Genomic DNA, 21977 nt, shown 5'->3' on the forward strand with positions numbered 1-21977 from the left:
TCCCCAGGCTCAGATGAAGGGCGCGGCGCGGACGCGGCCGACCGTCATTCCGTTCCAGTTGCGGATGTCGTGGGTTGCCAGATCGCGCAGCACGGTGTGGTCGCGGGCTTCGGGGCCCAGGAAGCGCATCAGCAGGGTGGCCATGGCGACTTCCGCTGCGCGTGGGGCACCGTCATGGCATTTGACCGCGATGCCCAGGCCCTGTTCGGGGAGGCTGGCGGCCATGATGCCCTCCGCGCCCATCTTGCTGAAGACGGCCGACCCCAGCGCCTGCATCAGCACGGTATCGAAGCGCCCGCTACCGCCGACCATGAAAGGCGCATTGGCCACGGCGGTGCGTAGCCGTGCTGCCGCGCGGGCGCGTTCGCGGCCCAGGCCGTGGCCGGTGCCGAAGCGGGCGAAGCCGTGGGCCAGGGCGCGCATCGGGATGGCGTAGGTCGGGATCGAACAGCCGTCGATGCCGCGATTGTCTTCGCCGTGTGCCGCATCCGTCACGTCGGCCAGAGCGGCCGTGACCTCGCGCATGATCGGATGGGCGGGGTGGATATAGCCGGCCAGATCCTGTTCCTGATCGCAGGCCAGGCAGACGAAGCCGGCATGTTTGCCGGAGCAGTTGTTATGCAGAGCGTTGGGTTCCCCGCCGGAGCGGGCCAGTGCGTGGGCGGCGTCGGCGTTTGTCGGCCAGTGGGTGCCGCATTCGAGGCAGGCGACGTTACGCCCTGCCCGACCCAGCATCCGCGCTGCGACCGTGACATGCGCGGGCTCGCCGTTGTGCGAGGCGCAGGCCAGCGCCAGTTCCTCGTCATCCAGGCCCAGTCGCTCGGCGGCGCCGCTTTCGACTAGCGGCAGGGCGAGGAAGGCCTTGACCGCCGAACGCGGGTAGGTCGGCAGCGCGATGTCGCCCAGCGCGAACACGACGTCGCCATCGGCATCCACCACCACGGCGGTACCGGCATGGCGGGATTCGACGCGGCCGCCGCGCTCGATCTCGGCGATTGCTGTGTCCATTGGGGCGTCGTCCTTAGGGGTCAGGTGTTGCCGGTCAGGAAGTAGCTCGGGTTGCCTGAACTGCGGCTTGAATCCGGATCGTCCTCGATCAGGTCGTCGATCATGAAGCGTTTCATGCGCAGCACAGTGATATCGGTCTCGCTGGCATCGTCGTCGTCGCCCACCAGCGACAGCCAGTAGGGCACGCCGCCGCGTTCGGTCAGCAGCAGGGGGTGGCGACGGCTTATGACCAGGCCGTCGCGTAGCATGGCTTCGGCATTTTCGGTCGTTGTGATGTGGTACAGATAGCTGTCGGCAGGGTCGGACGCTTGCAGGCCGCGATAATGGACGCGGGCCAGTTGCAGGGTCTCGGCGTCCAGATGCGTGACCTGCCGCCGGGGGGGCGGGGGCTCGGCCTCCGGCGGGGGGGCGGGGAGCGGCGATGCGAACAGGTCGTTCTGCCCGGCCTCAGCCACGTCGCGCACCGGACGGGGCGCGCGGGGCCGGCGGGGTGTGGGGAGGGTGGGCGCACGGGTGGGCGCAGGCTCGGGCAGCGGCAGTTCGGCGGTATCCGGGAGGATGCGTGCCATGGCAAAATTCCGTCGCAGGGTGGCTACGGGGTCAGGGTCGGGCAGGCTTTCGGCCAGGATCTGCCGGCCGCGCCGCTGCCAGAACAGCGCCAGGGCCTGGGGGCCGTCTTTTGCAGCGATCCGGGCACGCGGTCGCCCCTGGATGTCGTCGATCCGGAAGATCATGCGTTCCGAATTCCGGGTCGTCAGGCCGGTCGGCCTGACCCTGTAACCGTTTCTCACCATAATCCTCAGTCGTGCCGTTCGCCGTGAAGTCTGAAGTCGCCCGTCGTGCCTATGCTGTTGCGACGTCGCGGCAGGCGGCGCAGAGCCCTTCTGCCTCGACGGTCGAATGGCGCACCGTGAAGCCGATATGCCGCGTGGCGTCGACCAGCGCATGCAGGATGCCGTGATCGTCCAGTTCGGTCACCTGACCGCAGCCGGTACAGATCAGAAATTGCGCCGCGTGAGGATGGCCGGCTTCGGCATGACTGCCATCCAGCGTATGGGTGCAGCCGACGAAGGCCGACAGGCGCTCGATCTTGTGGATGAGCCCCTCTTCCAGCAGGAAATCGAGGGCGCGGTAGACCGTGGGTGGGGCGGCGCCCTTCTTGTCGGCGCGCAAGCCGTCCAGCAGGTCATAGGCGCCGACCGGGCGCGCGGCCTCCAGCACCAGGCCCAGCACCTGGCGCCGAAGATCGGTCAGCCGCGAACCATGCGCGGCGCACAAGCGCTCGGCATTATCCAGCCGAGTCTCGGTCTTTTCGGCGAAAATCGTTGCCGCCATGCCTGCCGCGCCATGCCCCCGATCTGTGCAGAGATGCCGCCTGCGCGGCTCCCTGGTTTCCATACGCCGGAAAGCGCGTTATATGAAGGCTCCAAATATGTTACATTATAACGTGTCCTGACCTGCCAACCCTCCTGCTGACGGCTGATCGCGTGTCTGCTGACCCCATATTTTCGCTTCGTGGTTCCCGCTTGGGTGTGATGCGCCTGATGTGCGTGTGGCTGATGGCTGTCATGTTGATGGTATTGAGCGCGTGGTCGGCCCATGCCGACAGTCCGGTTGCCGTTGTGGCTGCTGAAGCGGTGTGGGGCGATATCGCGCGCCAGGTCGGGGGGCCGGATGTAACGGTGAGCAGTATCCTGACCAACCCGGCGGCTGATCCGCATGCGTTCGAGGCCAGCCCGATGGATGGGCGGCGACTGGGGACCGCGCGGATCGTGATCGCCAATGGGGGCGGATATGACGGATGGCTCGACCGGCTGATGGAGGGGAGCGGAAACGCTGACCGGCCGGTGGTGCTGAACGTGGCGGCGCTGGTGGGCTGGCGGGACGGCGAGAACGCCCATTTCTGGTATGACCTGACGATGGTCCGTGCCGTCGCGACGGCGTTTGCCGCCGATTGCGGCGCGATCCTTCCCGATCGCCGGGCGGCGTTGCAGGACCGTCTGCAACAGTTCCTGGACGCGCTGGGGCCGCTTGAACAGCGGATCGACCGTTTGCGGGCGCGTTATCATGGGGTGCCGGTTGCCGCGTCCGAACCGATTTTCGGCCTGATGACGCGCCAGATCGGGTTGACGATGCATGATGGCGATTTTCAGCGGGCGGTCATGAACGGCACCGACCCCGGCCCGTCGGAGGTTGCCGGGTTCGAGCGGGACCTGACGGATCGGCGGGTGCGGATGTTGATCCTGAACGAGCAGACGACGGGTCCGGCCACCGACCGGCTGGAGCAGTTGGCGCAGGGGGCCGGGATTCCGGTGCTGCATGTCGGCGAGAGCCTGCCGCCCGGCATGCGCTATCAGGACTGGATCGCCGGGATGCTGGATCGTCTGGATCAGGCGCTGGCCCACGCTCCGCCTGGGGGGCCGACATGAACGGGCACGATGCGTGTTGCGGCGGCCCGGCGCCTGCGCCGGACTCTGCCGCCATGCCGCCGGTCGATATGGCGCAGGTCACGCTGCGCATTGGCGAGCGCACGATCCTCTCGGATGTCGGCCTGACCGTGCCGGCCGGGGCCTTTGTCGGCATGCTGGGGCCGAACGGGGCGGGCAAGAGCAGCCTGATCCGCGCCATTCTGGGCGTGGTGCCGGTATCGGCCGGGCGGATTGCGGTCTTTGGCCGGCCGGTTGGGCGCGGCAACCACGATATCGGCTATCTGCCGCAATTTCCGGCGCGCTCCGCGCCGCGCCTGGACGGGCGCAGTTTTATCGCCGCTGCCCTGCATGGCGAGCGGTGGGGCCTGCCCTGCGACTGGCGGCCCGGCCGGCATCGCCGCCATGACGCGATGGAGATCGACCGGGTGCTGGACCTTGTGGGGGCCACGCATCTGGCCCGCCGGCCGATCGACCATCTTTCGGGTGGCGAGCGCCAGCGGCTGTTGCTGGCGCAGGCCCTGCTGGGGCGGCCCCGGCTGCTGCTGTTGGATGAGCCGCTGGCCAGCCTCGACCCGCATCGCGCGCGGGAAGTGGTGGCGCTGGTGGATCGTATCCGTCGCCAGCTCGGTATTGCGGTGCTGTTTTCCACCCATGATCTCAACCCGTTGCTGGGGGTGATGGACCGGGTGCTGTATGTGGGGCGCGGCGCGGCGCGGCTGGGTACGGTGGACGAGGTGGTGACCGGCCCGGTACTGAGTGCGCTGTATGGCGTCCCTGTCGAGGTGATCCGGGCGAACGGGCGCATTTTCGTGGTGGCCGACGGGGTGGTTCAGTCTTGAGCAGTCGAGGGTAGTATCCGGGCATGTTCGCCTTCGAATTCATGCGCCATGCCTTTGCCGCGACGGGGATCGTTGCGATCCTGTCCGGGCTGGTCGGTTATTTCATGGTGCTGCGGGGCGAGAGCTTTGCCGGCCATGCGCTGTCGCATGTCGGTTTTGCCGGCGCGACGGGCGCGCTGCTGGTGGGGATGCCGCCTTTCTGGGGTCTGATGGGGGCCACGGTTCTGGCCGGGGTGGCCATGGGGCTGGGCGGACGGGGCACCACGCATGGACGGGATGTCACGATCGGGCTGGTCCTGTCCTGCATGCTGGGCTGCGGGCTGCTGTTCCTGCATTTTCTCACGACATCGGCCACGCGCGCCACGGCGCTGCTGTTCGGCAACGTGCTGGGGGTGGACCGGGCGATGCTGGGGTGGCTGCTGGTGCTGGGCGCGGGATGCGTGCTGGCCATGGCGGCGCTGTCGCGGCCGCTGCTGTTTGCCAGCCTCCAGCCCGAGACGGCCGAGGCGCGCGGTGTGAACCTGCGTCTGGTCTCGACCATCTTTCTGGCCATCGTCGCGGTGGTGACGGCGGAATGCGTGCAGATTACCGGCGTGCTGCTGGTCTTTGCGCTGATGGTCGGCCCGGCGGCGACGGCGCAGCGCCTGACGGCGACGCCGGGATGGGGGATCGTGCTGTCCGTGCTGCTGGCGATCGGGGCGGGCTGGGGTGGGTTGGCCCTGTCCTGGTGGACCGACTGCCCGGCGTCGTTCTGGATCAGCGCGCTGAGTACCGTCGCCTATCTGGCGGCGGGTGCGTGGCGGTTTACCGAACGGGGGGCGGGCGCCGACGCGGCCTGAACGGAGGGTTCAGGACGGGAGGGACCAGCACCACCATGCCATCAGGGCCAGGGTCGCCCCCAGCCCGGCATGCAGGGCGAGCAGCACCTGCCCGGTGATGATCGGCGGTTGGTCCTGGCGGCGGCGTGCGGGCATCGCGTGGGTCCTCCGGAAAGTGGCAGGCGGTCAGTGGTCGTGGCTGTGGGGCAGGACGTGGTAGGCGCGGTTGAAATAGACCAGACCGCCCACCGGCTCGCCGATGCGGATGGCTTCCACCACGCCGAATATGACGCTGTGGGTGCCGACTTCGACGATCCGGTCGATCCGGCAGTCGAAGGAGGCAACGGCTTCTTCCAGCGCCGGGGCGCCGGTGGCCAGCGTCGTCCAGTGGCCGACGGTGAACCGCTCGTACATGTCCATCGGGCTGGCGAAGGTGCCTGAAATATCGCGCTGACCGGCGGAGAGTACATTGATGCAGAGCGCCCCGCCGGTGTGGAACGCCGCGCGGGCACGCGAGGTGCGGTTCATGCACACCAGGAGCGTGGGCGGGGCGTCGCTGACGGAACAGACCGCCGAGGCGGTGAAGCCCACAGGGTCGTCCAGCGTGCCGGTCGTGACCACGTTGACCGCCGCGCCCAGTCGCGCCATCGCGTCCCGATAGGTCTGGGAATCCACACTCATGTCCGCGCCCTTCCTGCCGTCGTCCATTCCCGTAGGGCCGACATCTTCATCATTGATCGTTCTGGCATAGTATCACGACAGGGAAAACGGAAGGAACGTACCATCATGCAGACCGACGCGACAGACGATACGCTGCTGATCTCCCGCCAGGGGCGCCTCGGGCGCCTGACGGTCAATCGTCCCAAGGCGCTGAATGCGCTGGATATTACGCTCTATCGCGGGATTGGGGCCGCGCTGGCGGCGTGGCGGGACGATCCGGGGGTCGAGACGGTGCTGATCGACAGCACCAGTCCCCGGGCCTTTTCGGCCGGCGGGGACCTGCGAGCACTCTATACCCTGGCGCTGGAGGTGGGGCCGGATGCGGCGGCCCGTGTGTTCCGGGCCGGGTATCGGCTGGTTTCGGTGCTGGCGGGATACCCCAAGCCGATCGTGTCGTTCATGGACGGGATTACGATGGGCGGTGGGGTCGGGCTGGGGGCGCATGTGCGTCACCGGATTGTGACCGAGCGCAGCGTGCTGGCCATGCCCGAGGTGGCGATCGGGCTGACGCCGGACGCCGGAGGGTCTTACCTGCTTTCGCGCGTGCCGGGGCTGTATGGGTTGCGCCTGGCGCTGACCGGCGGCCGGATGAAGGGCGGGCAGGCGGTGGTGGCGGGTTTTGCCGACCGCATGCTGGCGGCGTCGGACCTGCCGGAGCTGGCGAGCGCCCTCGCCCGGCGGCCGGCTGGGGAAGTGGTGGATCTGGCGCCCGCCGCCCCGCGTGAGGGGCAGGAGGATCTGGCCGCGATCAATGCGCTGTACGACGCGCCGGACCTTGCGACCATTCGCGACCGGCTGGCACGCAGCGACGCGGCGTGGGCGGCCGAAGACCGGGAAGCGATGGCGCAGGCTTCGCCGCTCTCGCTGCTGGTCACGTTCCGCGCTTGGCACGCCGCGCGCCGCTTGCCCGACCTGAACACGGTGCTGGAGCAGGAATACCGGCTGATCGGCAACCTGCTCCGCCAGCCCGATTTCACCGAGGGCGTGCGGGCCAAGATCGTCGACAAGGACAATGCGCCGCGCTGGCTGGATGGCGCGGCGCTGGGGGATGTGGCCATCGAAGCCTGTTTCGCTCCGCGCCCCGATACGCTGGATCTGCCGGTTTTTCCCGAACCGGTGTGACCGTAGGCCGTTTCATCTGAATGCGGTGTGGGCTGCTGGCCCATATCCGCGATCCGAGGTTTTGATTCATGCCGTTTTCCGCCGCCTATCATCCCGCCCGCGCGCACCTGACGCTGGGCGAAGCGTTCTATGACCCCGTGGAAGCGGCGCGCTTTCCCGCGCATATCCTGCGCTTCCGCAACCAGGATGCGGCGGCGCGGATCGGGCTGGAGACGCTGACCGATGCGGAATGGGTCGAGCATCTGGGGCGCTTCGTCCCGCTGCCCGACGGGCTGCCGACGCCGCTGGCGCTGCGCTATCACGGGCACCAGTTCCGCCAGTACAACCCGGACCTGGGCGACGGGCGGGGCTTCCTGTTCGCGCAGATGCGCGATGCGCGCGATGGCAGGCTGCTGGATATCGGCACCAAGGGCAGCGGCCGTACGCCGTGGTCGCGCGGTGGGGACGGGCGGCTGACCCTGAAGGGTGGGGTGCGCGAGATCCTGGCCAGCGAGATGCTGGATGCGCTGGGGGTGAACACGTCGCGGACGCTGAGCGTGATCGAGACCGGCGAGCGGCTGCAACGGGGGGACGAGCCCTCGCCCACCCGGTCGTGCGTGCTGGCGCGACTGAGCCATTCGCATATCCGCGTGGGAACTTTCCAGCGCCTTGCCGCGCTGGAAGACCGGGCCAGCCTGACGCGCCTGGTGGACTATGTGATGGCCACCTATTTTCCCGACCGTCATGGGGAGGGGAATGCGGCGACGGCGCTGTTCGATATCGTCTGCACCCGCGTCGCGCGTCTGGCGGCCCAGTGGATGGGGGCCGGGTTTGTGCATGGCGTGCTGAATACCGACAATATCAACATCACGGGCGAGAGCTTCGATTACGGTCCATGGCGCTTCCTGCCCCGATATGATCCCTCCTTCGTTGCCGCCTATTTCGACCAGTCGGGCCTGTATGCGTTCGGGCGCCAGCCCGAGGCCGTGCTGTGGACGCTGGCCCGGCTGGCGGAATGCCTGATTCCGTTAACGGAAATTGATGATCTCCAGAAGATTTTCGACGATTTCCCTGATCGTTATGAAATGGAGATGAATAACGTCATCGTGAAACGGCTTGGCTTGTCTTCCATTTCCAGAAATGACGATCGGGATCTGTCGTCGGCGACATGGACGTTTCTGGAACGATCGGGAATAGGATTTGAAAATCTGTTCTTCGACTGGTATGGAGGGGCACAGAGCAGGCATCGGGCGCTGAACGGGCCCAATGCCCATTTCTATGCGGGTGCGGAATTCGAGCCGTTGCGTCAACGGATTGATGGCTATTCCGCCCGACCGGACCTGGATCTTTCCAGTCCGTATTTTTCCCGATCCGTCCCCTGCACGATGCTGATCGATGCGGTGGAGCGGATATGGCAGCCGATCGCCGACCAGGATGACTGGAGCATGCTCGATGACACGCTCGCGTCGATCCGGGAGATGAAGGTTGCCCTCTTGCCCGCCGCCTGACCGGCGGGCCTGATTCGGGATACCGGCATGGCAATCGGGCCAGTCGGGGCGTCTGTGGAGCAAGGAGTTCCAGGGCAGTTTTTTCCGGGGCCTGTCGGGAAATGCGCGTCGGATCGCTATCAGCGCGCGCATTTTCCAACAGGCTCCGAACAGGGAGAATGGAATGCAGAATTTCTCGCCGCAATCGACAAGTCTGGCCCAGGTGTCCGAATATGAAATTTCGGATAACGCGCGGCTGACACTCTGGCTCGCAGCCGCCGTGGCCGCCATCTGTGGCGGCCTCTACGGCTACGACACCGGCATCATTTCGGGTGCCCTGCTGCTGATTACGCGGGATTTCCATCTGAGCAGCACCGATCAGGAATTCGTGGCCTCCGCGATCCTGGCCGGTGCCGTGATCGGTGCCGTGGGCACCGGCTGGCTATCGGAACGGTTCGGACGCCGCACCACCGTCATGATCGTGACGGCGCTTTTCGTGACTGGGGCCCTGGCCTGCTCGATGGCGCCCGATGTCGGCACGCTGATTGCCGCCCGTGTCTATCTGGGGCTTGGCGTCGGTGGATCGACGCAGGTCGTGCCGATGTATATCTCCGAGTTGGCGCCTGCCGCGCAGCGCGGGCGGTTGGTCACGCTGTTCAACGTGGCGATCGGGATCGGCATCTTTCTTGCCAACATCGTCGGGTTTGCGATGCGCGATGCGTGGGGCTGGCGCCCGATGATCGCGATTGCGGCGGGGCCGGCGCTGTTCGTGTTCGTCGCGATGTTCTTCCTGCCGCGCAGTCCGCGCTGGACGGCTGAAAACAAGGGATTGAAGGCCGCGATCCGCGAACTGATCAGGGTTCGCACGAGTCATCGTGAAATCCATAAGGAAATCAAGAAGATTCATGCGGCTGCCGAAAATGTTTCCGACGATCAGCGGGGGTGGCGCGGCCTGTCGCAGCCCTGGGTGCGCCCTGCCCTGGTCGCGGCGTTCGGCGTGGCGTTCTTCACCCAGTGCGGCGGGTTGGAGATGATGATCTATTATGCCCCCACTTTTCTGTCGGATGCCGGGTTCGGCCATTCGGCGGCGCTGCTGGCCAGCGTGGGGGTGGCGGTCGTCTATCTGGTGATGACGTTTACCGGCTCGATGGTCGTGGACCGGATTGGTCGGCGGCGGCTGATGCTGATCATGGGGCCGGGGTCGGTTCTCAGCCTGATCGGGCTGGGGCTGATGTTCATGATGCATCCTGACAAGGGTAGTGTCGGAAGCTGGATGATCATCGTCTTCCTGCTGCTGTTCATGATGTTTAATTCGGGCGGCATTCAGGTGGTCGGCTGGTTGCTGGGGGCCGAGATGTTCCCGCTGCCGATGCGCGGCACCGCCACCAGCCTGCATGCGGCCACGCTGTGGGGCAGCAACCTGCTGGTGACCAGCACGGCGCTGACGCTGGTGCAGACGATCTCGCTGGGTGGGACGATGTGGTTCTATGCCGGGGTGAATCTGGCTTCGGTGCTGTTCGTGTATTTCCTGGTTCCGGAAACGCGCGGTGCTTCGTTGGAAGATATCGAAAAGGCGCTCAAGGAAGGGCGCTTTCGGCCGAGCCGGGGCCAGACGGCCATCGTGGAGCAGTAAGTGCGTTCGGGGGCTTTGCCCCCGAACCCCCACCAAAGGCCGGCGGCCTTTGGAAACCATTCTGTATCAACGACTGGGTTTCCAAAGGGCTTTGCCCTTTGGTGGGTCAAGGGCAAAGCCCTTGTTCACCGGACAAGACCACCCGTTCCGTCACATCGGGAACGGTAAACCCGAAGATCCGGCCATAGAAATCCAGTTCCAGTTCCAGCGCGCGGCGAACCGTCTCTTCGCGCCGGAACCCGTGGGCCTCGCCTTCGAACGTATAATGTGCGTAGGGGATGTTGCTGCTGGCCAGTGCGTCCGCCATGGCCTGTGCCTGCGCGGGCGGGACCACCGCGTCGGCGAGGCCGTGCAGGAACAGGACCGGGGTGCGGATGGCGTCGGCCTGGGTCAGGGGGGAGCGGGCCAGATAGGTGGCGTCGTCCTCGGGCCAGGGGCCGACCAGGCTGTCGAGATAGCGGGATTCGAATTTGTGGGTTTCCTGCGCCAGGGCGCGCAGGTCGGTGACGCCGTACAGGCTGGCACCGGCGGCGAACAGGTCGGACCCGGCGAGAGCCAGTAGCACGGTCAGGCCGCCGGCACTGCTGCCGCGAATGGCGATGCGGGCGGGATCAACGCGGCCGGTGGCGATCAGGTGGCGGCAGGCGGCGATGCAGTCTTCGACATCCGCGACGCCCCACTGCCCTTCCAGTTGGCGGCGATAGGCGCGGCCGAAGCCGGTGGAGCCGCGATAATTGACATCCACGACCGCGAAGCCCCGGCTGGTCCACCACTGGACCTTGAAGGCGAAGGCGTTGCTGGCGCGGCCGGTCGGGCCGCCATGGGCCATGACGATCAGCGGCGGCTTTTCGCCCGCCGGGCCACGGAAGCGGCTGTTGGCGGGGGGATAGAAGAAAGCGTGGCCGGTATGGTGGCCGTCGGGCAGGGGAAAGCGGATGGTCTCGGCGCGGGCGATGTCGCCGGATGCCAGGTCCAGTGTGGTGGCGGCGCGCAGGATGTGTGACGGGGCGCCGATGCGGCCGTGGCGGATGGTGGGGGCGCCGTCCGGTGGAGTGTCAAGCCAGGCGAACGATCCGTCGGCCAGCAGGGCTGGGCATTGGGCGGGATGGCCCAGTGCCACCGGACGGGCGACCGGGCCGGTGAGATGCAGGGTGCGGGCTTCGCCGTTCTCGATGGCGATGGCCAGGATCGTGCCGTCGGGGAGTGGCTGGTAGCTGCGCAGGCCGAACACCCAGTGCGGCAGGCCGATTTCGGCCTCCATCGGTGCGATGGAGACCGCCTGGCCGTCGGGTACGGCCCAGCTTGTGAGGTTCCACCAGCCGTCATGGTCGGAACTAGCCAGCAGGGTTTCGGGGCCGACCCAGGCCGGTTCGATGACCGAGGCGCCGTTATCCGCCAGCGTGCGGATGTCGGTCAGTGTGGTGTCGCCGTCGTGCGATGCCAGCCGGCCCAGCCGCAGCCTCGTGGCGTCCCATGGCATGGCGGGGTGGCTCCATTCGATCCATGCCAGCCATGTGCCGTCCGGTGATGGACGGGGGGAGCTGACGAAATCGGAGCCGGAGACCAGGACCTGGCCGGTTTCCGTCGCCGGGTCGGCGTCGCGGTCGGTGGCGAAGGCGACGAGGGTGGAGAGCGGCTCGCCGGGGACGCGGTGGTCTTCGCGCACGCAGAACACTCTGCTGCCGTCAGGCGAGAAGGCGAAATCGGCGAAGCGCAGGCCGGCCACGGTGCACAGGGCGCGCGGGGCCGTGCCGGGCGAGACGAGCCAGATACTGCCATCCGGCCGATGGCTGAAGGCGATATGGCCGCCTGCCGCGACATAGGCACCGCCACCATATTCGTGGGCGCGGGTGCCGATATCGAAGGGTGGCGGGGTGATGTCGTGGATGCCCCCGCTGGCCGTCCAGCGGACCAGCACGGTGCGGCCGGCCTCGGCGGGACGGGTTTCCAGCCAGTAAACCGCCTCGCCATCCGCCTGCACGCTGCCCAGGCCCAGGGTCTTGCCGGCCACCAGAGCGGTCGTGACGGGGGACGGCCATGTGCCATAGGGGCGGATGGCGGGTTCGGCGGTGCCGGCGGTCTGGTCGCTCATACGGTCCTCCAGTCTTGGTGCCGGTCTGTCGTATTGACTTGACAGCGCGCTGGCCAGACGGTTCCTCAGCCTCTTGGCCTCACTGGACGGATTCAGTCCGCTGCTTCATTCCTTCGAATCTCTTTTCGTGCATTACGGCTACGGCGTAATCGCGGTCGTCGTCATGCTTGAGAGCATGGGGCTGCCCCTGCCTGCCGAAACGCTGATCATCTCCTCGGCACTCTATTGTGCGGCGACGCATCGCCTGGACATCTCCTGGGTGGCGGTGGCGGCGATCGCGGGTGCCATCATGGGCGATAATTTCGGTTACCTGATCGGCCGGCGCTATGGCCATCGGCTGCTGGAGCGCCATGGTGGCAAGGTGGGGCTGAACGACCGCCGGCTGATATTGGGGCGCTATCTGTTCCGGCGGCATGGCGGCAAGGTGGTGTTCTTCGGCCGCTTCATCGCCGTGTTGCGCGTCTTCGTCGCGCTGCTGGCGGGGGCGAACCATATGCCGTGGCATACGTTCCTGTTTTTCAATGCGTTGGGTGGCATCGGCTGGGCCGGCGGCTATGCCTTGGGGGCGTATTACCTGGGGCATAAGGTGCTGAGCCTGTCCGGCCCGGTCGGGATTACGCTGGGGATTGTGGCGGCCCTCGTCCTGGGCGGCAGCTTTCTTTTCCTGAAGAAGAACGAAGTCCGCCTGACCGAAGAGGCAACCCGTGCCGCCGAGCGGGAGCAGCGAGGAGAGACCGTGCCATGAGCATTGCCGCGAAATGGACCATCGGCCGTGCGCCGAACCTGACGGGCCGAACTGCCGTCGTGACCGGTGCGACCGGTGGCCTGGGCTATGAAGTCGCCTATGGCCTGGCCTCGCGGGGCGCGAACGTGCTGCTGACGGGGCGCGATGCGGCGCGGGGTGCCCGGGCTGTGGAGATGCTGCACGAGCGGTTGCCGGAGGCGCGGGCGGAATTTCTGCCGCTCGATCTGGCCAGCCTGCGGTCGGTTGCCGATTTCGCGCGCGACCTGAAGGCGCGGACCGATACGCTCGACATCCTGGTGAACAATGCGGGCGTGATGGCTTCGCCCCGTCGGCAGGAAACGGCCGATGGGTTCGAATTGCAGTTCGGTACCAATTATCTGGGCCATTTTGCCCTGACCGGGCAGTTGCGCCCCCTGCTCGTGCGCGCGGCGGATGGTGGCCGGGTGGTGAGTGTGGCCAGTCTGGCGGCGTGGCAGGGGCGTATCATCTTCGATGATCTCCAGAGCCGGCATCGCTACACGCCATTCAGTGCCTACCAGCAGAGCAAGCTGGCCAATCTGATCTTCGCGCTGGAACTCAACCGTGTGGCGCAGTCCGCCGGGTGGCGGCTGCATTCCATCGCCGCTCATCCCGGCTGGGCGCGAACGGATATCGCGGTCAGCCGGTCTTCGGCCCCACAGGGCCTCGCCGAGCGGTCGATGCGCCGCATCGTTCGCATCGGGTTCCGCTATCTGGGCCAGTCGGCGGAGGCTGGGGCGCGGCCGATCCTGTTTGCCGCTTCGGCACCCGAGGCGCGGGATGGCGGCTATTACGGGCCGGGCGGACGGGGTGAACGGCGCGGCCGGGTGACGGAGGCGCGCATTCCGCCACAGGCGCTCAGCCTTTCGGTGGCGCGGCGGCTGTGGGCGGTTTCGGAGCGGCTGACCGGGGTGGCGCTTTCCTGAACGGAAGGGTCGGGCTCTGCCCAAACCCGCAAGGAGGCGCGGCCCCCTTGACCCCATTCGTTTAGGAAATGGTTTCCAAAGGCGACGCCTTTGGCGGGTCCAGGGCAGAGCCCCGGCCTTATCGCCGGACGAAGGTCCAGTAGAGCGGCTGGCGCCCTGCTTGCAGGGCCTTGGCTTCGTAGCGGGTGGGGGGCCAGCCTTCCGGGCGCGTGGTGGCCGGCGGGGCGGTGTCGAACAGGTCCTGCGCCGCCATGACCTCTTCGACCCAGGCCTGGTAGGTCGGGTCGTCGCTGGCGACGCGCCAGATTGCGCCGGGCTTCAATGCGCGGGCGACCAGGGCGATGTTGGCCGGATGGACGAAGCGCCGCTTGGCGTGCCGGGCCTTGGGCCAGGGATCGGGGAACATCAGGAACATGCGGTCGAGCGACCGTTCCGGGAGCGCACGCAGCAGGACGCGCGCGTCTTCGTCCCAGATCCGCAGCAGGTCGGGCACCGGGGCTGTCGCTTCCTGATCGTCGGGCACCAGGCGCGACAGCAGGGAGCACAGCCCGTTTTCGAAAACTTCGCTGGCGATATAGCCGACAGCGGGATGGGCGGCATGCTGGGCCAGCGAATGTTCGCCGCCGCCGAAGCCGACCTCCAGCCAGATTTCGGTCGGGACGCGGCCGAAGGCGCGCGCGGGATCGTCCAGAAGGGACTGGTCGAAGCGCAGGCGGGGCAGGGTTTCGTCCAGCAGGCGCTGCTGGCGGGGCCGCAGCGGGTGGCCCCGCTGGCGGCCATAGAGCCGGTCGGGCGATGCCTTGACGGCAATCGTGGGTGTCCCTGCCTCGTCAGGCGAGGCAGGGATGGTCGTTTCGGATACCGTCACGGGGTCCCCGGTCTGATCAGCGGTTGAACGCACCACGCAGCGCGTCCACCAGATCGGTCTGTTCCCACGTGAAATTGTCGCGGGCGGCGTCGGGCGTGCGGCCGAAATGACCGTAGGCCGAGGTTTCGGTGTAGATCGGGCGGTTGAGGCGCAGATGCCTGCGGATGCCGCGCGGCGTCAGGTTCATGACTTCACGCAGGACGCGGCCCAGCTTTTCCTCGTCCACGTCCTTGCCGGTGCCGTCGAGGTCCACATAGACCGAGAGCGGGTGCGAGACGCCGATGGCGTAGGAAATCTGTAGCGTGCAGCGATCGGCCAGGCCGGCCGCGACCACGTTCTTGGCCAGGTAGCGGCAGGCATAGGCGGCCGAACGGTCGACCTTCGTCGGGTCCTTGCCGGAGAACGCGCCGCCGCCATGCGGGGCCGCGCCGCCGTAGGTGTCGACGATGATCTTGCGCCCGGTCAGGCCGCAATCGCCATCGGGACCGCCGACGACGAACACGCCGGTCGGGTTGGCGTAGAATTCGTCATCCGGGCACATCCAGCCTTCCGGCAGAACGTCCACCACGATCTCGCGCAGGGCGTCGCGGATGGCGGTCTGGCTGGCGCCTTCGTCATGCTGGGTCGAGATGACGACCGAGGTCGCGCCGACCGGGCGACCGTCGACATAGCGCAGCGTGACCTGGCTCTTGGCGTCGGGCTGCAGGTTGGCCACGCGGGCGTCGCCGGCCTTACGCAGGTCGCGGATGCGATGCAGGATGGCGTGGGAATAGAACAGCGGCGCCGGCATCAGCGTTTCGGTCTCGCGGGTGGCGAAACCGAACATGATGCCCTGGTCGCCCGCGCCCTCGTCCTTGTCGCCGGCGCTGTCGACACCGACGGCGATGTCGGCGGACTGCGCGTGCAGGAAGGATTCGATCGTCGCGTTCTTCCACGAGAAGCCGGACTGGTCATAGCCGATGTCGCGGATCGCGGCGCGCGCGCCTTCGATCAGGGCCTCGGTGGTGACGGAGGCCGGGCCACGGACTTCGCCGGCCAGAACCACGCGATTGGTGGTGACCAGGGTCTCGCACGCAACACGGGATTCACCATCGGCCGCCAGATAGGCGTCCAGCACCGTATCGCTGATCCGGTCGGCAACCTTGTCGGGATGGCCTTCGGATACCGATTCCGATGTGAACAGAAAATCACCTTTGTTACGCATGATGGTCCTGTCTGTCTCGTACGGGGAATAGGGAACGACACCGCCACGCATGCGGGGTCCGGGCGGGTCCGTTTGGCCGAGAACCTACAAATCGTCAAGTATTTTTGCGGGATACCACGATCCCGCATGGGCATTGGTGTGACGATTGTTTCGGTTGGGGAGAATATTCAGTGAAGTCCTAGAACGTCTTCCATGCTGTACAGCCCCGGTGCCCGGCCGCGCAGCCACAGGGCGGCCTGGACCGCGCCGGTGGCGAAAACCCGGCGGTCGAACGCGCGGTGGGTCAGGGCGATCTGTTCGCTGGCGGACGTGAACAGCAGCGTATGTTCGCCCACGATCTGGCCGCCGCGCAGCACGGCGAAGCCGATCGCATCCGCCTGGCGGGGGCCAGTATGACCGGTGCGGCCGGATTCCATATGGCTGGACAGGTCGATATTGCGCCCGTCGGCGACGGCCTGGCCGATGGCGAGTGCCGTGCCGGACGGGGCATCGACCTTCTGCCTGTGGTGCATTTCCAGGATTTCGGCATCGTAGACCGAAGACGGCAATACTGCTGCCATCTGTCGGGCCAGCCGGGTGACCAGGGTGACGCCGGGCGAGTAATTGGCGGCCTGGACCACGGGGATTGTGCGGGCCGCGGTGGCGACGGCATCCTGGTCTGCCTGCGACAGGCCGGTGGTGCCCAGCACCCAGCCGGCGCCGGCTTTGGCCAGGGCGGCGGCATGGGCCTGGACGGTGACGGCGTGGGTGAAGTCGATCACCACGTCGCAGAGCGGGGCCAGGGCATCGAGCGTGGTGAACAGGTGGTCGTCTTCCTGCCGGTCGCGGCTGGTGCCGCCTGCGAGGAGCGCGCCGGCGGCCGTGACCTCCTCGCGCAGGAGGCGCCCGACGCGCCCGTTGATGCCGGCGATGCCGATCCGCATCCTGTCTGTCGTCATGTCACGGTCCGGAAAATGGGTGGCGGCGCGACCGGGGGATCGCGCCGCCTGATTATCCATGGTGCGAGTTGGGGGGATCACCATGGATAGTGGATTTTCTAGCCCCAACCCACAGAGCGTTCAACCGCGCGTATTGTCGCCCCTGGGGCGGGTGATCAGAGCTTGCCTTCGAAGAAATCACGGACTTTGCTGAAGAAGCCTGTGCTTTCCGGGTTGGCGCGCGCGTGGTCGTCGGCCTCGGCGTCTGATTCGAACTCTTCCAGCAATTCGCGCTGGCGTTTTGTCAGGTGGTGCGGGGTTTCGACCGACACCTGGATATACATGTCGCCGCGTGCCGACGACCGCAGGACCGAGAAGCCCTTGCCGCGCAGGCGGAAATTCTCGCCGGTCTGGGTGCCGGCGGGGACCTTCACCTTGGCGCGGGAACCGTCGACGACCGGGACCTCGATTTCGGTACCCAGGGCGGCCTGCGTCATGCGCAGCGGGACGCGGCAATAGATGTTCGCGCCGTCGCGCTGGAAGATCGGGTGGGGTTCGACCGCGATATGCACATAGAGGTCGCCGGGCTGCGCACCCTTGCCGCCGGCCTCGCCCTCGCCTGTCAGGCGGATGCGCGTGCCGTCTTCGACGCCTGCCGGGATCGCGACTTCCAGCGTCCGCTCGCGCTCGACGGTGCCGGCGCCACGGCAGACGGCGCAGGGATTGCGCACCACCTTGCCCGCGCCGTGACAGGTGGGGCAGGCGCGCTCGACCAGGAAAAAGCCCTGCTGCGCACGAACCTTGCCGGCGCCATGGCAGGTCGGGCAGGTCTCGGCGCCCTGGTCGCGGTCGGCCGAGCCGGTGCCCTCGCAGGATTCACAGGTGACGCGGGTGGGCACCGTGATCGACTTCTTGATGCCCGAAAATGCCTCGGTGAAGGAAATCGAGACCTGCACCTGGATGTCGCTGCCCGAGCGGCGGCCGCCGCGACGGCCACCCATCATGTCGCCGAACATCTGCTCGAAGATGTCGCCCAGGCCACCGCCGCCACCGAAATCGAAGCCACCGGCACCGGGGCCGCCGCCCTCGAACGCCGCATGGCCGAACCGGTCGTAGGCGGCGCGTTTCTGGTCGTCCTTCAGGACGTCGTAGGCTTCGCTGATTTCCTTGAACCGCGCCTCGGCCGAGGCATCGCCGGGGTTGCGGTCGGGATGGTACTGCATGGCCAGCCTGCGATACGCCTTCTTTACCTCGTCGCCATTTGCATCGCGGGAGATTTCGAGCGTGGCGTAATAATCAAGCTTGGTGGCCATAATGGTCCTCATTGGCGGGGCCGCTTCGCAGCGGGTCGGGGGGCGGTGCCCCTGGCCGGCATGCGGCCCTGACAGTCATGTAACGGAAAAGCGCCCGCCTTCAGGGAAGGGGGCGCCTCGCTTGGGGCAGGACGCCGGCCCGGAGGCCGGCGCGTGCCGCGCGGTAAACGCCGGCCTGTGTGGCCGACTGCTTACTTCTTGTCTTCGACGTCTTCGAAGTCGGCGTCGACGACCTTTTCGCCGTTCGGGCCCGTGGCACCGGCGGCGCCGGCACCCGGAGCGCCTTCGGCCTGGCCGGCCTTGTAGACGGCCTCGCCGATCTTCATCGCGGCCTTGGACAGCGTCTCGGAGGCGCTGTTCAGTGCCGCCACGTCGCTGCCTTCAAGGGCCGTGCGGACCGAAGCGATGGCGGCTTCGGCTTCGGCCTTGTCGGCGGCAGGAACCTTGTCACCGGCTTCGGCCAGCGACTTCTCGACCTGATGGGCCAGGCTTTCGGCCTGGTTGCGGGCCTCGACCAGTTCCTTCTTGGCCTTGTCGGCCGTGGCGTTGGCCTCGGCGTCCTTGACCATCTTGTCGATGTCGGCGTCGGACAGGCCGCCGGACGCCTGGATCTTGATCTGCTGTTCCTTGTTGGTCGCCTTGTCCTTGGCGGAGACCGACACGATGCCGTTGGCGTCGATGTCGAACGTCACCTCGATCTGCGGCATGCCGCGCGGCGCGGGCGCGATGCCGGTCAGGTCGAAATTGCCCAGCAGCTTGTTGTCGGCCGCCATCTCGCGTTCGCCCTGATAGACCTTGATGGTCACGGCGCCCTGGTTATCTTCGGCGGTCGAGAAGGTCTGGCTCTTCTTGGTCGGGATCGTCGTGTTACGGTCGATCAGACGGGTGAAGACGCCGCCCAGAGTCTCGATGCCCAGCGACAGCGGGGTGACGTCGAGCAGCAGCACGTCCTTGACGTCGCCCTTCAGCACCGCGCCCTGCACCGCCGCACCGATGGCCACGACTTCGTCGGGGTTCACGTTGCGGGCCGGCTCCTTGCCGAAGAACTGCTTCACCGCCTCGATGACCTTGGGCATGCGGGTCATGCCGCCGACCAGGATCACTTCCTCGATTTCCGCGGCCGAGACCGACGCATCCTTCAGGGCGGCGCGGCAGGGCTCCAGCGTGCGCTGGATCAGGTCGTCGACCAGGCTTTCCAGCTTGGCGCGGCTGAGCTTCAGCACCAGATGCTTCGGGCCCGAGGCGTCGGCGGTGATGAAGGGCAGGTTGATCTCGGTCTCCTTGGAGGAGGACAGCTCGATCTTCGCCTTTTCCGCCGCTTCCTTCAGGCGCTGCAGGGCCAGCTTGTCGGCGCGCAGGTCGATGCCCTGCTCGCGCTTGAACTCGTCGGCCAGGTAGCTGATGATCCGCGCGTCGAAATCCTCACCGCCGAGGAAGGTGTCGCCGTTGGTCGACTTTACCTCGATCACGCCGTCGGAGATTTCGAGCACCGAGACGTCGAAGGTGCCGCCGCCGAGGTCGTAGACCGCGATCGTGCCGCCATTCTTCTTCTGCAGGCCGTACGCCAGCGCCGCTGCCGTCGGCTCGTTGATGATGCGCAGGACTTCCAGGCCCGCGATGCGGCCGGCGTCCTTGGTGGCCTGACGCTGGGCGTCGTTGAAGTAGGCCGGAACCGTGATCACGGCCTGGGTCACCGTCTCGCCCAGATAGGACTCGGCGGTTTCCTTCATCTTGCCCAGCACGAAGGCGGCGATCTGCGAGGGGGCGTATTTCTTGCCCTGAGCCTCGACCCACGCGTCGCCATTGTCGCCGGAGACGATGTTGTAGGGCACCAGGCCCTTGTCTTTGGTGACGGTCGGGTCGTCATAGCGGCGGCCGATCAGGCGCTTGACCGCATACAGCGTGTTGGACGGGTTGGTGACCGCCTGACGCTTGGCGGCCTGGCCGACCAGCATTTCGCCACTGTCGGTGAAGGCGACCATCGACGGGGTGGTACGCGCGCCTTCGCTGTTCTCGATGACGCGGTTCTCGTCCCCTTCGCGGATCGCGACGCACGAATTGGTCGTGCCGAGGTCGATGCCGATAACCTTGCTCATATGTCTTCTCTCCTGTCAGCGGCCCGGACCGGCCCGAAGCACCGGAATGGACCCTAGAAAAACTGCCGTGTGGCGGGATGGGTGGACTGTTTTACCACATCCGCCTGTACCGCCATGGCCGTCTTCAGCATGTATTCAGCCATGGCGCCTGTTTCAAGGGGGAGTGTCGCCGGGGGGCGGCGTCCCCCGGGCGTTTCAGCCCGCCGGCGTCTCCGCCGCCGGGGGCGCGCCCTTGGAGACGACGACCATCGCCGGTTTCAGCAGGCGGCCATGCAGCGTCCAGGCCGGTGTCCAGGCCTGGATCACGGTGCCATGGGCGTGCTCGTCGCTATGCTGTTCGGCCATCGCCTGGTGATGGTTGGCGTCGAACGGATGGCCGGCCGGGTCGGTGGCCGAGATGCCGTTGCGCTCCAGGATGCCCAGGAACGAGCGCTCGGTGCTCTCGATCCCTTCGCGCATGCGGGTGATCAGGGCGTCTTCCCCATCGGCGGGCGCCGGCAAGCTGCTCAGGGCGCGCTTGAGGTTCTCGGCGGCCTCGACCACGTCGCGGGCGAATTTCTGCGTGGCATATTGCCGCGCATCGTCCACCTCGCGCTTGGTGCGGGTGCGCAGGTTCTGCATCTCCGCTTCGGAGCGCAGCCATTTCTCGCGCATCTCTTCCAGGGCTGCTTCCAGCTCCTGGATGCGGGGATGGGTGGCTTCGGTCTGGCCGCTTTCCGGCCGGATCGGGTCCTGATCGTTGCCGGGGTTTTGGCCCGGCGCGGACGCCCCGGTCTCTCCGCTCGGAGAGTCGGCGACGTGGGTGGGGTCGGTATCGTGGCTCATGCCTTGAGAAGTAGGTGAGCCCAGGCGCTTGGACAAGGCGTAACGACCACCTTCAACGTGATGTTCATGTGGCATTCCCATCCCACGCAGGGCAGGAATGCGCCGACGAAGATGGATGGATCGTCATGAGCCGGCAGTCATGACATCGGCACATGGCCGGGGCTAAGATGGCGCCTGGACTGTGATGGAGCGAGAACGCCGCGATGGAGCCGACGAAACACACGATCGCCCTGGTCGACGACGACCGGAATATCCTGGCGTCGGTCCAGATGACGCTGGAGGCCGAGGGGTTCAACGTCCGCACCTATACCGACGGCGAAAGCGCGCTGCATGGGCTGATGAGCCGGCCGGTCGATCTGGCGGTGCTGGACATCAAGATGCCCCGCATGGACGGCATGGAACTGTTGCAGCGCCTGCGGGCGCGCTCGCAGCTTCCCGTCATCTTCCTGTCCTCGAAGGACGAGGAGGTGGACCAGTTGATGGGGCTGCGGCTGGGGGCCGACGATTACATCACCAAGCCGTTTTCGCAGCGGCTGCTGCTGGAGCGCATCCGCGCCCTGCTCCGCCGCAACGAGGCCAATAGGGCCGAGGCCGGCGGACCGGCCGTCAGCGGCTCGCTGGTGCGGGGTGAACTGTCGCTGGACGAGACGCGGCATCAGTGCCTCTGGCGCGGCAAGGACATCCAGTTGACGGTGACGGAGTTCCTGCTGGTCAAGGCGCTGGCGGCGCGGCCGGGGCTGGTGAAGTCCCGCGACCAACTGATCGACGCGGCCTATGGCGAGAACATCTATGTCGATGACCGGACCATCGACAGCCACATCAAGCGTGTGCGCAAGAAATTCCGCCAGGTGGACGAGGATTTCAACCAGATCGAGACGCTGTACGGCATCGGCTACCGGTACAAGGAAGAATAATGCCGGTGCGCGGCGGGGACCGCA

21 protein-coding genes are annotated in these 21977 nt (G+C 66.9%); 9 read left to right on the plus strand and 12 right to left on the minus strand.

Features of this window, described 5'->3' with window-relative positions:
- Positions 1–9: 9 nt before the first annotated feature.
- The 3 genes from C7453_RS00680 to C7453_RS00690 form a co-directional block, all read right to left on the minus strand.
- Positions 10–1008 carry an asparaginase gene (locus C7453_RS00680; RefSeq protein ID WP_114725123.1) on the minus strand — a complete coding sequence of 333 codons (999 nt, stop codon included), beginning with the start codon at positions 1006–1008 and terminating at the stop codon, positions 10–12.
- Positions 1009–1028: 20 nt separating this feature from the next.
- A complete protein-coding gene (locus C7453_RS00685) occupies positions 1029–1742 on the minus strand; it encodes a hypothetical protein (protein WP_245948671.1) in 714 nt (237 codons plus the stop codon).
- Positions 1743–1851: 109 nt separating this feature from the next.
- Positions 1852–2343 (minus strand): transcriptional repressor, encoded by a 492-nt coding sequence (locus C7453_RS00690; protein ID WP_114725127.1) that lies wholly within the window; start codon positions 2341–2343, stop codon positions 1852–1854.
- A 233-nt stretch (positions 2344–2576) separates the two neighbouring features.
- Between C7453_RS00690 and C7453_RS00695 the strand changes: the two genes are divergently transcribed.
- From C7453_RS00695 to C7453_RS00705, 3 genes are read left to right on the plus strand one after another with little or no spacing between them, the layout of a single operon-like run.
- Positions 2577–3437, plus strand: coding sequence for a metal ABC transporter solute-binding protein, Zn/Mn family (locus tag C7453_RS00695; protein WP_245948673.1), 861 nt, complete (start codon positions 2577–2579; stop codon positions 3435–3437).
- Complete coding sequence (locus C7453_RS00700; RefSeq protein ID WP_245948675.1) at positions 3434–4276, plus strand: metal ABC transporter ATP-binding protein; 843 nt, start codon at positions 3434–3436, stop codon at positions 4274–4276. The genes C7453_RS00695 and C7453_RS00700 overlap by 4 nt, the downstream gene beginning before the upstream one ends.
- 23 nt (positions 4277–4299) lie before the next feature.
- Entirely contained in the window at positions 4300–5115 is an 816-nt protein-coding gene (locus C7453_RS00705; RefSeq protein WP_114725131.1) for a metal ABC transporter permease, read from the plus strand.
- 9 nt (positions 5116–5124) lie between these two features.
- Here the strand turns inward: C7453_RS00705 and C7453_RS19560 are convergent, their stop codons facing one another.
- Both C7453_RS19560 and C7453_RS00710 read right to left on the minus strand, forming a co-directional pair.
- A complete protein-coding gene (locus C7453_RS19560; protein ID WP_255318224.1) occupies positions 5125–5250 on the minus strand; it encodes a hypothetical protein in 126 nt (41 codons plus the stop codon).
- Positions 5251–5280: 30 nt separating this feature from the next.
- Positions 5281–5775 carry a flavin reductase gene (locus C7453_RS00710; protein ID WP_114725133.1) on the minus strand — a complete coding sequence of 165 codons (495 nt, stop codon included), beginning with the start codon at positions 5773–5775 and terminating at the stop codon, positions 5281–5283.
- A 105-nt stretch (positions 5776–5880) separates the two neighbouring features.
- Here C7453_RS00710 and C7453_RS00715 point away from each other — a divergent pair, with 105 nt between their 5' ends.
- The 3 genes from C7453_RS00715 to C7453_RS00725 all read left to right on the plus strand — a co-directional run bounded on the left by C7453_RS00715 (position 5881) and on the right by C7453_RS00725 (position 10035).
- A complete protein-coding gene (locus C7453_RS00715; RefSeq protein ID WP_114725135.1) occupies positions 5881–6936 on the plus strand; it encodes an enoyl-CoA hydratase/isomerase family protein in 1056 nt (351 codons plus the stop codon).
- A 68-nt stretch (positions 6937–7004) separates the two neighbouring features.
- Entirely contained in the window at positions 7005–8423 is a 1419-nt protein-coding gene (locus tag C7453_RS00720; RefSeq protein ID WP_114725137.1) for a protein adenylyltransferase SelO, read from the plus strand.
- A 163-nt stretch (positions 8424–8586) separates the two neighbouring features.
- A complete protein-coding gene (locus tag C7453_RS00725) occupies positions 8587–10035 on the plus strand; it encodes a sugar porter family MFS transporter (RefSeq protein ID WP_114725139.1) in 1449 nt (482 codons plus the stop codon).
- Positions 10036–10141: 106 nt separating this feature from the next.
- Here the strand turns inward: C7453_RS00725 and C7453_RS00730 are convergent, their stop codons facing one another.
- Positions 10142–12127 (minus strand): alpha/beta hydrolase family protein, encoded by a 1986-nt coding sequence (locus tag C7453_RS00730; RefSeq protein WP_114725141.1) that lies wholly within the window; start codon positions 12125–12127, stop codon positions 10142–10144.
- Between the two features lie 163 nt (positions 12128–12290).
- On the opposite strand from C7453_RS00730, the gene C7453_RS00735 reads away from it, so the two are divergent.
- A complete protein-coding gene (locus C7453_RS00735) occupies positions 12291–12872 on the plus strand; it encodes a DedA family protein (protein ID WP_174788014.1) in 582 nt (193 codons plus the stop codon).
- Entirely contained in the window at positions 12869–13816 is a 948-nt protein-coding gene (locus C7453_RS00740; protein WP_114725143.1) for an SDR family oxidoreductase, read from the plus strand. Before C7453_RS00735 ends, C7453_RS00740 begins: the two co-directional genes overlap by 4 nt.
- Positions 13817–13934: 118 nt before the next feature.
- Here C7453_RS00740 and trmB read toward each other — a convergent pair whose 3' ends face one another.
- The 6 genes from trmB to C7453_RS00770 form a co-directional block, all read right to left on the minus strand.
- The gene (gene trmB / locus C7453_RS00745) at positions 13935–14663 is read right to left on the minus strand and encodes a tRNA (guanine(46)-N(7))-methyltransferase TrmB (RefSeq protein WP_245948740.1); all 729 of its coding nucleotides are present in this window, start codon (positions 14661–14663) and stop codon (positions 13935–13937) included.
- Between the two features lie 37 nt (positions 14664–14700).
- Positions 14701–15888: a methionine adenosyltransferase gene (metK, locus tag C7453_RS00750; protein WP_114725145.1), complete on the minus strand. Its 1188-nt coding sequence runs from the start codon at positions 15886–15888 to the stop codon at positions 14701–14703.
- A 167-nt stretch (positions 15889–16055) separates the two neighbouring features.
- The gene (gene dapB / locus C7453_RS00755; RefSeq protein WP_114725947.1) at positions 16056–16826 is read right to left on the minus strand and encodes a 4-hydroxy-tetrahydrodipicolinate reductase; all 771 of its coding nucleotides are present in this window, start codon (positions 16824–16826) and stop codon (positions 16056–16058) included.
- Positions 16827–16981: 155 nt separating this feature from the next.
- The gene (dnaJ, locus tag C7453_RS00760) at positions 16982–18118 is read right to left on the minus strand and encodes a molecular chaperone DnaJ (protein WP_114725147.1); all 1137 of its coding nucleotides are present in this window, start codon (positions 18116–18118) and stop codon (positions 16982–16984) included.
- A 191-nt stretch (positions 18119–18309) separates the two neighbouring features.
- The gene (dnaK, locus tag C7453_RS00765; RefSeq protein ID WP_114725149.1) at positions 18310–20214 is read right to left on the minus strand and encodes a molecular chaperone DnaK; all 1905 of its coding nucleotides are present in this window, start codon (positions 20212–20214) and stop codon (positions 18310–18312) included.
- A 195-nt stretch (positions 20215–20409) separates the two neighbouring features.
- The gene (locus C7453_RS00770; RefSeq protein WP_114725151.1) at positions 20410–21039 is read right to left on the minus strand and encodes a nucleotide exchange factor GrpE; all 630 of its coding nucleotides are present in this window, start codon (positions 21037–21039) and stop codon (positions 20410–20412) included.
- 203 nt (positions 21040–21242) lie between these two features.
- On the opposite strand from C7453_RS00770, the gene C7453_RS00775 reads away from it, so the two are divergent.
- Positions 21243–21953, plus strand: a complete 711-nt coding sequence (locus C7453_RS00775) for a response regulator transcription factor (protein ID WP_114725153.1) — start codon at positions 21243–21245, stop codon at positions 21951–21953.
- Positions 21954–21977 lie beyond the last annotated feature (24 nt).

Origin of the sequence: Gluconacetobacter liquefaciens (assembly GCF_003350405.1) — a bacterium.
GTDB lineage: Bacteria > Pseudomonadota > Alphaproteobacteria > Acetobacterales > Acetobacteraceae > Gluconacetobacter > Gluconacetobacter liquefaciens.

Excerpts from the sequence above, each read along its gene's own strand:
- C7453_RS00680 (WP_114725123.1), bottom strand. The coding sequence starts at position 1,008 with ATGGACACAGCAATCGCCGAGATCGAGCGCGGCGGCCGCGTCGAATCC.
- C7453_RS00685 (WP_245948671.1), bottom strand. The coding sequence starts at position 1,742 with ATGATCTTCCGGATCGACGACATCCAGGGGCGACCGCGTGCCCGGATC.
- C7453_RS00690 (WP_114725127.1), bottom strand. The coding sequence starts at position 2,343 with ATGGCGGCAACGATTTTCGCCGAAAAGACCGAGACTCGGCTGGATAAT.
- C7453_RS00695 (WP_245948673.1), top strand. The coding sequence starts at position 2,577 with ATGTTGATGGTATTGAGCGCGTGGTCGGCCCATGCCGACAGTCCGGTT.
- C7453_RS00700 (WP_245948675.1), top strand. The coding sequence starts at position 3,434 with ATGAACGGGCACGATGCGTGTTGCGGCGGCCCGGCGCCTGCGCCGGAC.
- C7453_RS00705 (WP_114725131.1), top strand. The coding sequence starts at position 4,300 with ATGTTCGCCTTCGAATTCATGCGCCATGCCTTTGCCGCGACGGGGATC.
- C7453_RS19560 (WP_255318224.1), bottom strand. The coding sequence starts at position 5,250 with ATGCCCGCACGCCGCCGCCAGGACCAACCGCCGATCATCACCGGGCAG.
- C7453_RS00710 (WP_114725133.1), bottom strand. The coding sequence starts at position 5,775 with ATGAGTGTGGATTCCCAGACCTATCGGGACGCGATGGCGCGACTGGGC.
- C7453_RS00715 (WP_114725135.1), top strand. The coding sequence starts at position 5,881 with ATGCAGACCGACGCGACAGACGATACGCTGCTGATCTCCCGCCAGGGG.
- C7453_RS00720 (WP_114725137.1), top strand. The coding sequence starts at position 7,005 with ATGCCGTTTTCCGCCGCCTATCATCCCGCCCGCGCGCACCTGACGCTG.
- C7453_RS00725 (WP_114725139.1), top strand. The coding sequence starts at position 8,587 with ATGCAGAATTTCTCGCCGCAATCGACAAGTCTGGCCCAGGTGTCCGAA.
- C7453_RS00730 (WP_114725141.1), bottom strand. The coding sequence starts at position 12,127 with ATGAGCGACCAGACCGCCGGCACCGCCGAACCCGCCATCCGCCCCTAT.
- C7453_RS00735 (WP_174788014.1), top strand. The coding sequence starts at position 12,291 with ATGCTTGAGAGCATGGGGCTGCCCCTGCCTGCCGAAACGCTGATCATC.
- C7453_RS00740 (WP_114725143.1), top strand. The coding sequence starts at position 12,869 with ATGAGCATTGCCGCGAAATGGACCATCGGCCGTGCGCCGAACCTGACG.
- metK (WP_114725145.1), bottom strand. The coding sequence starts at position 15,888 with ATGCGTAACAAAGGTGATTTTCTGTTCACATCGGAATCGGTATCCGAA.
- dapB (WP_114725947.1), bottom strand. The coding sequence starts at position 16,826 with ATGACGACAGACAGGATGCGGATCGGCATCGCCGGCATCAACGGGCGC.
- dnaJ (WP_114725147.1), bottom strand. The coding sequence starts at position 18,118 with ATGGCCACCAAGCTTGATTATTACGCCACGCTCGAAATCTCCCGCGAT.
- dnaK (WP_114725149.1), bottom strand. The coding sequence starts at position 20,214 with ATGAGCAAGGTTATCGGCATCGACCTCGGCACGACCAATTCGTGCGTC.
- C7453_RS00770 (WP_114725151.1), bottom strand. The coding sequence starts at position 21,039 with ATGAGCCACGATACCGACCCCACCCACGTCGCCGACTCTCCGAGCGGA.
- C7453_RS00775 (WP_114725153.1), top strand. The coding sequence starts at position 21,243 with ATGGAGCCGACGAAACACACGATCGCCCTGGTCGACGACGACCGGAAT.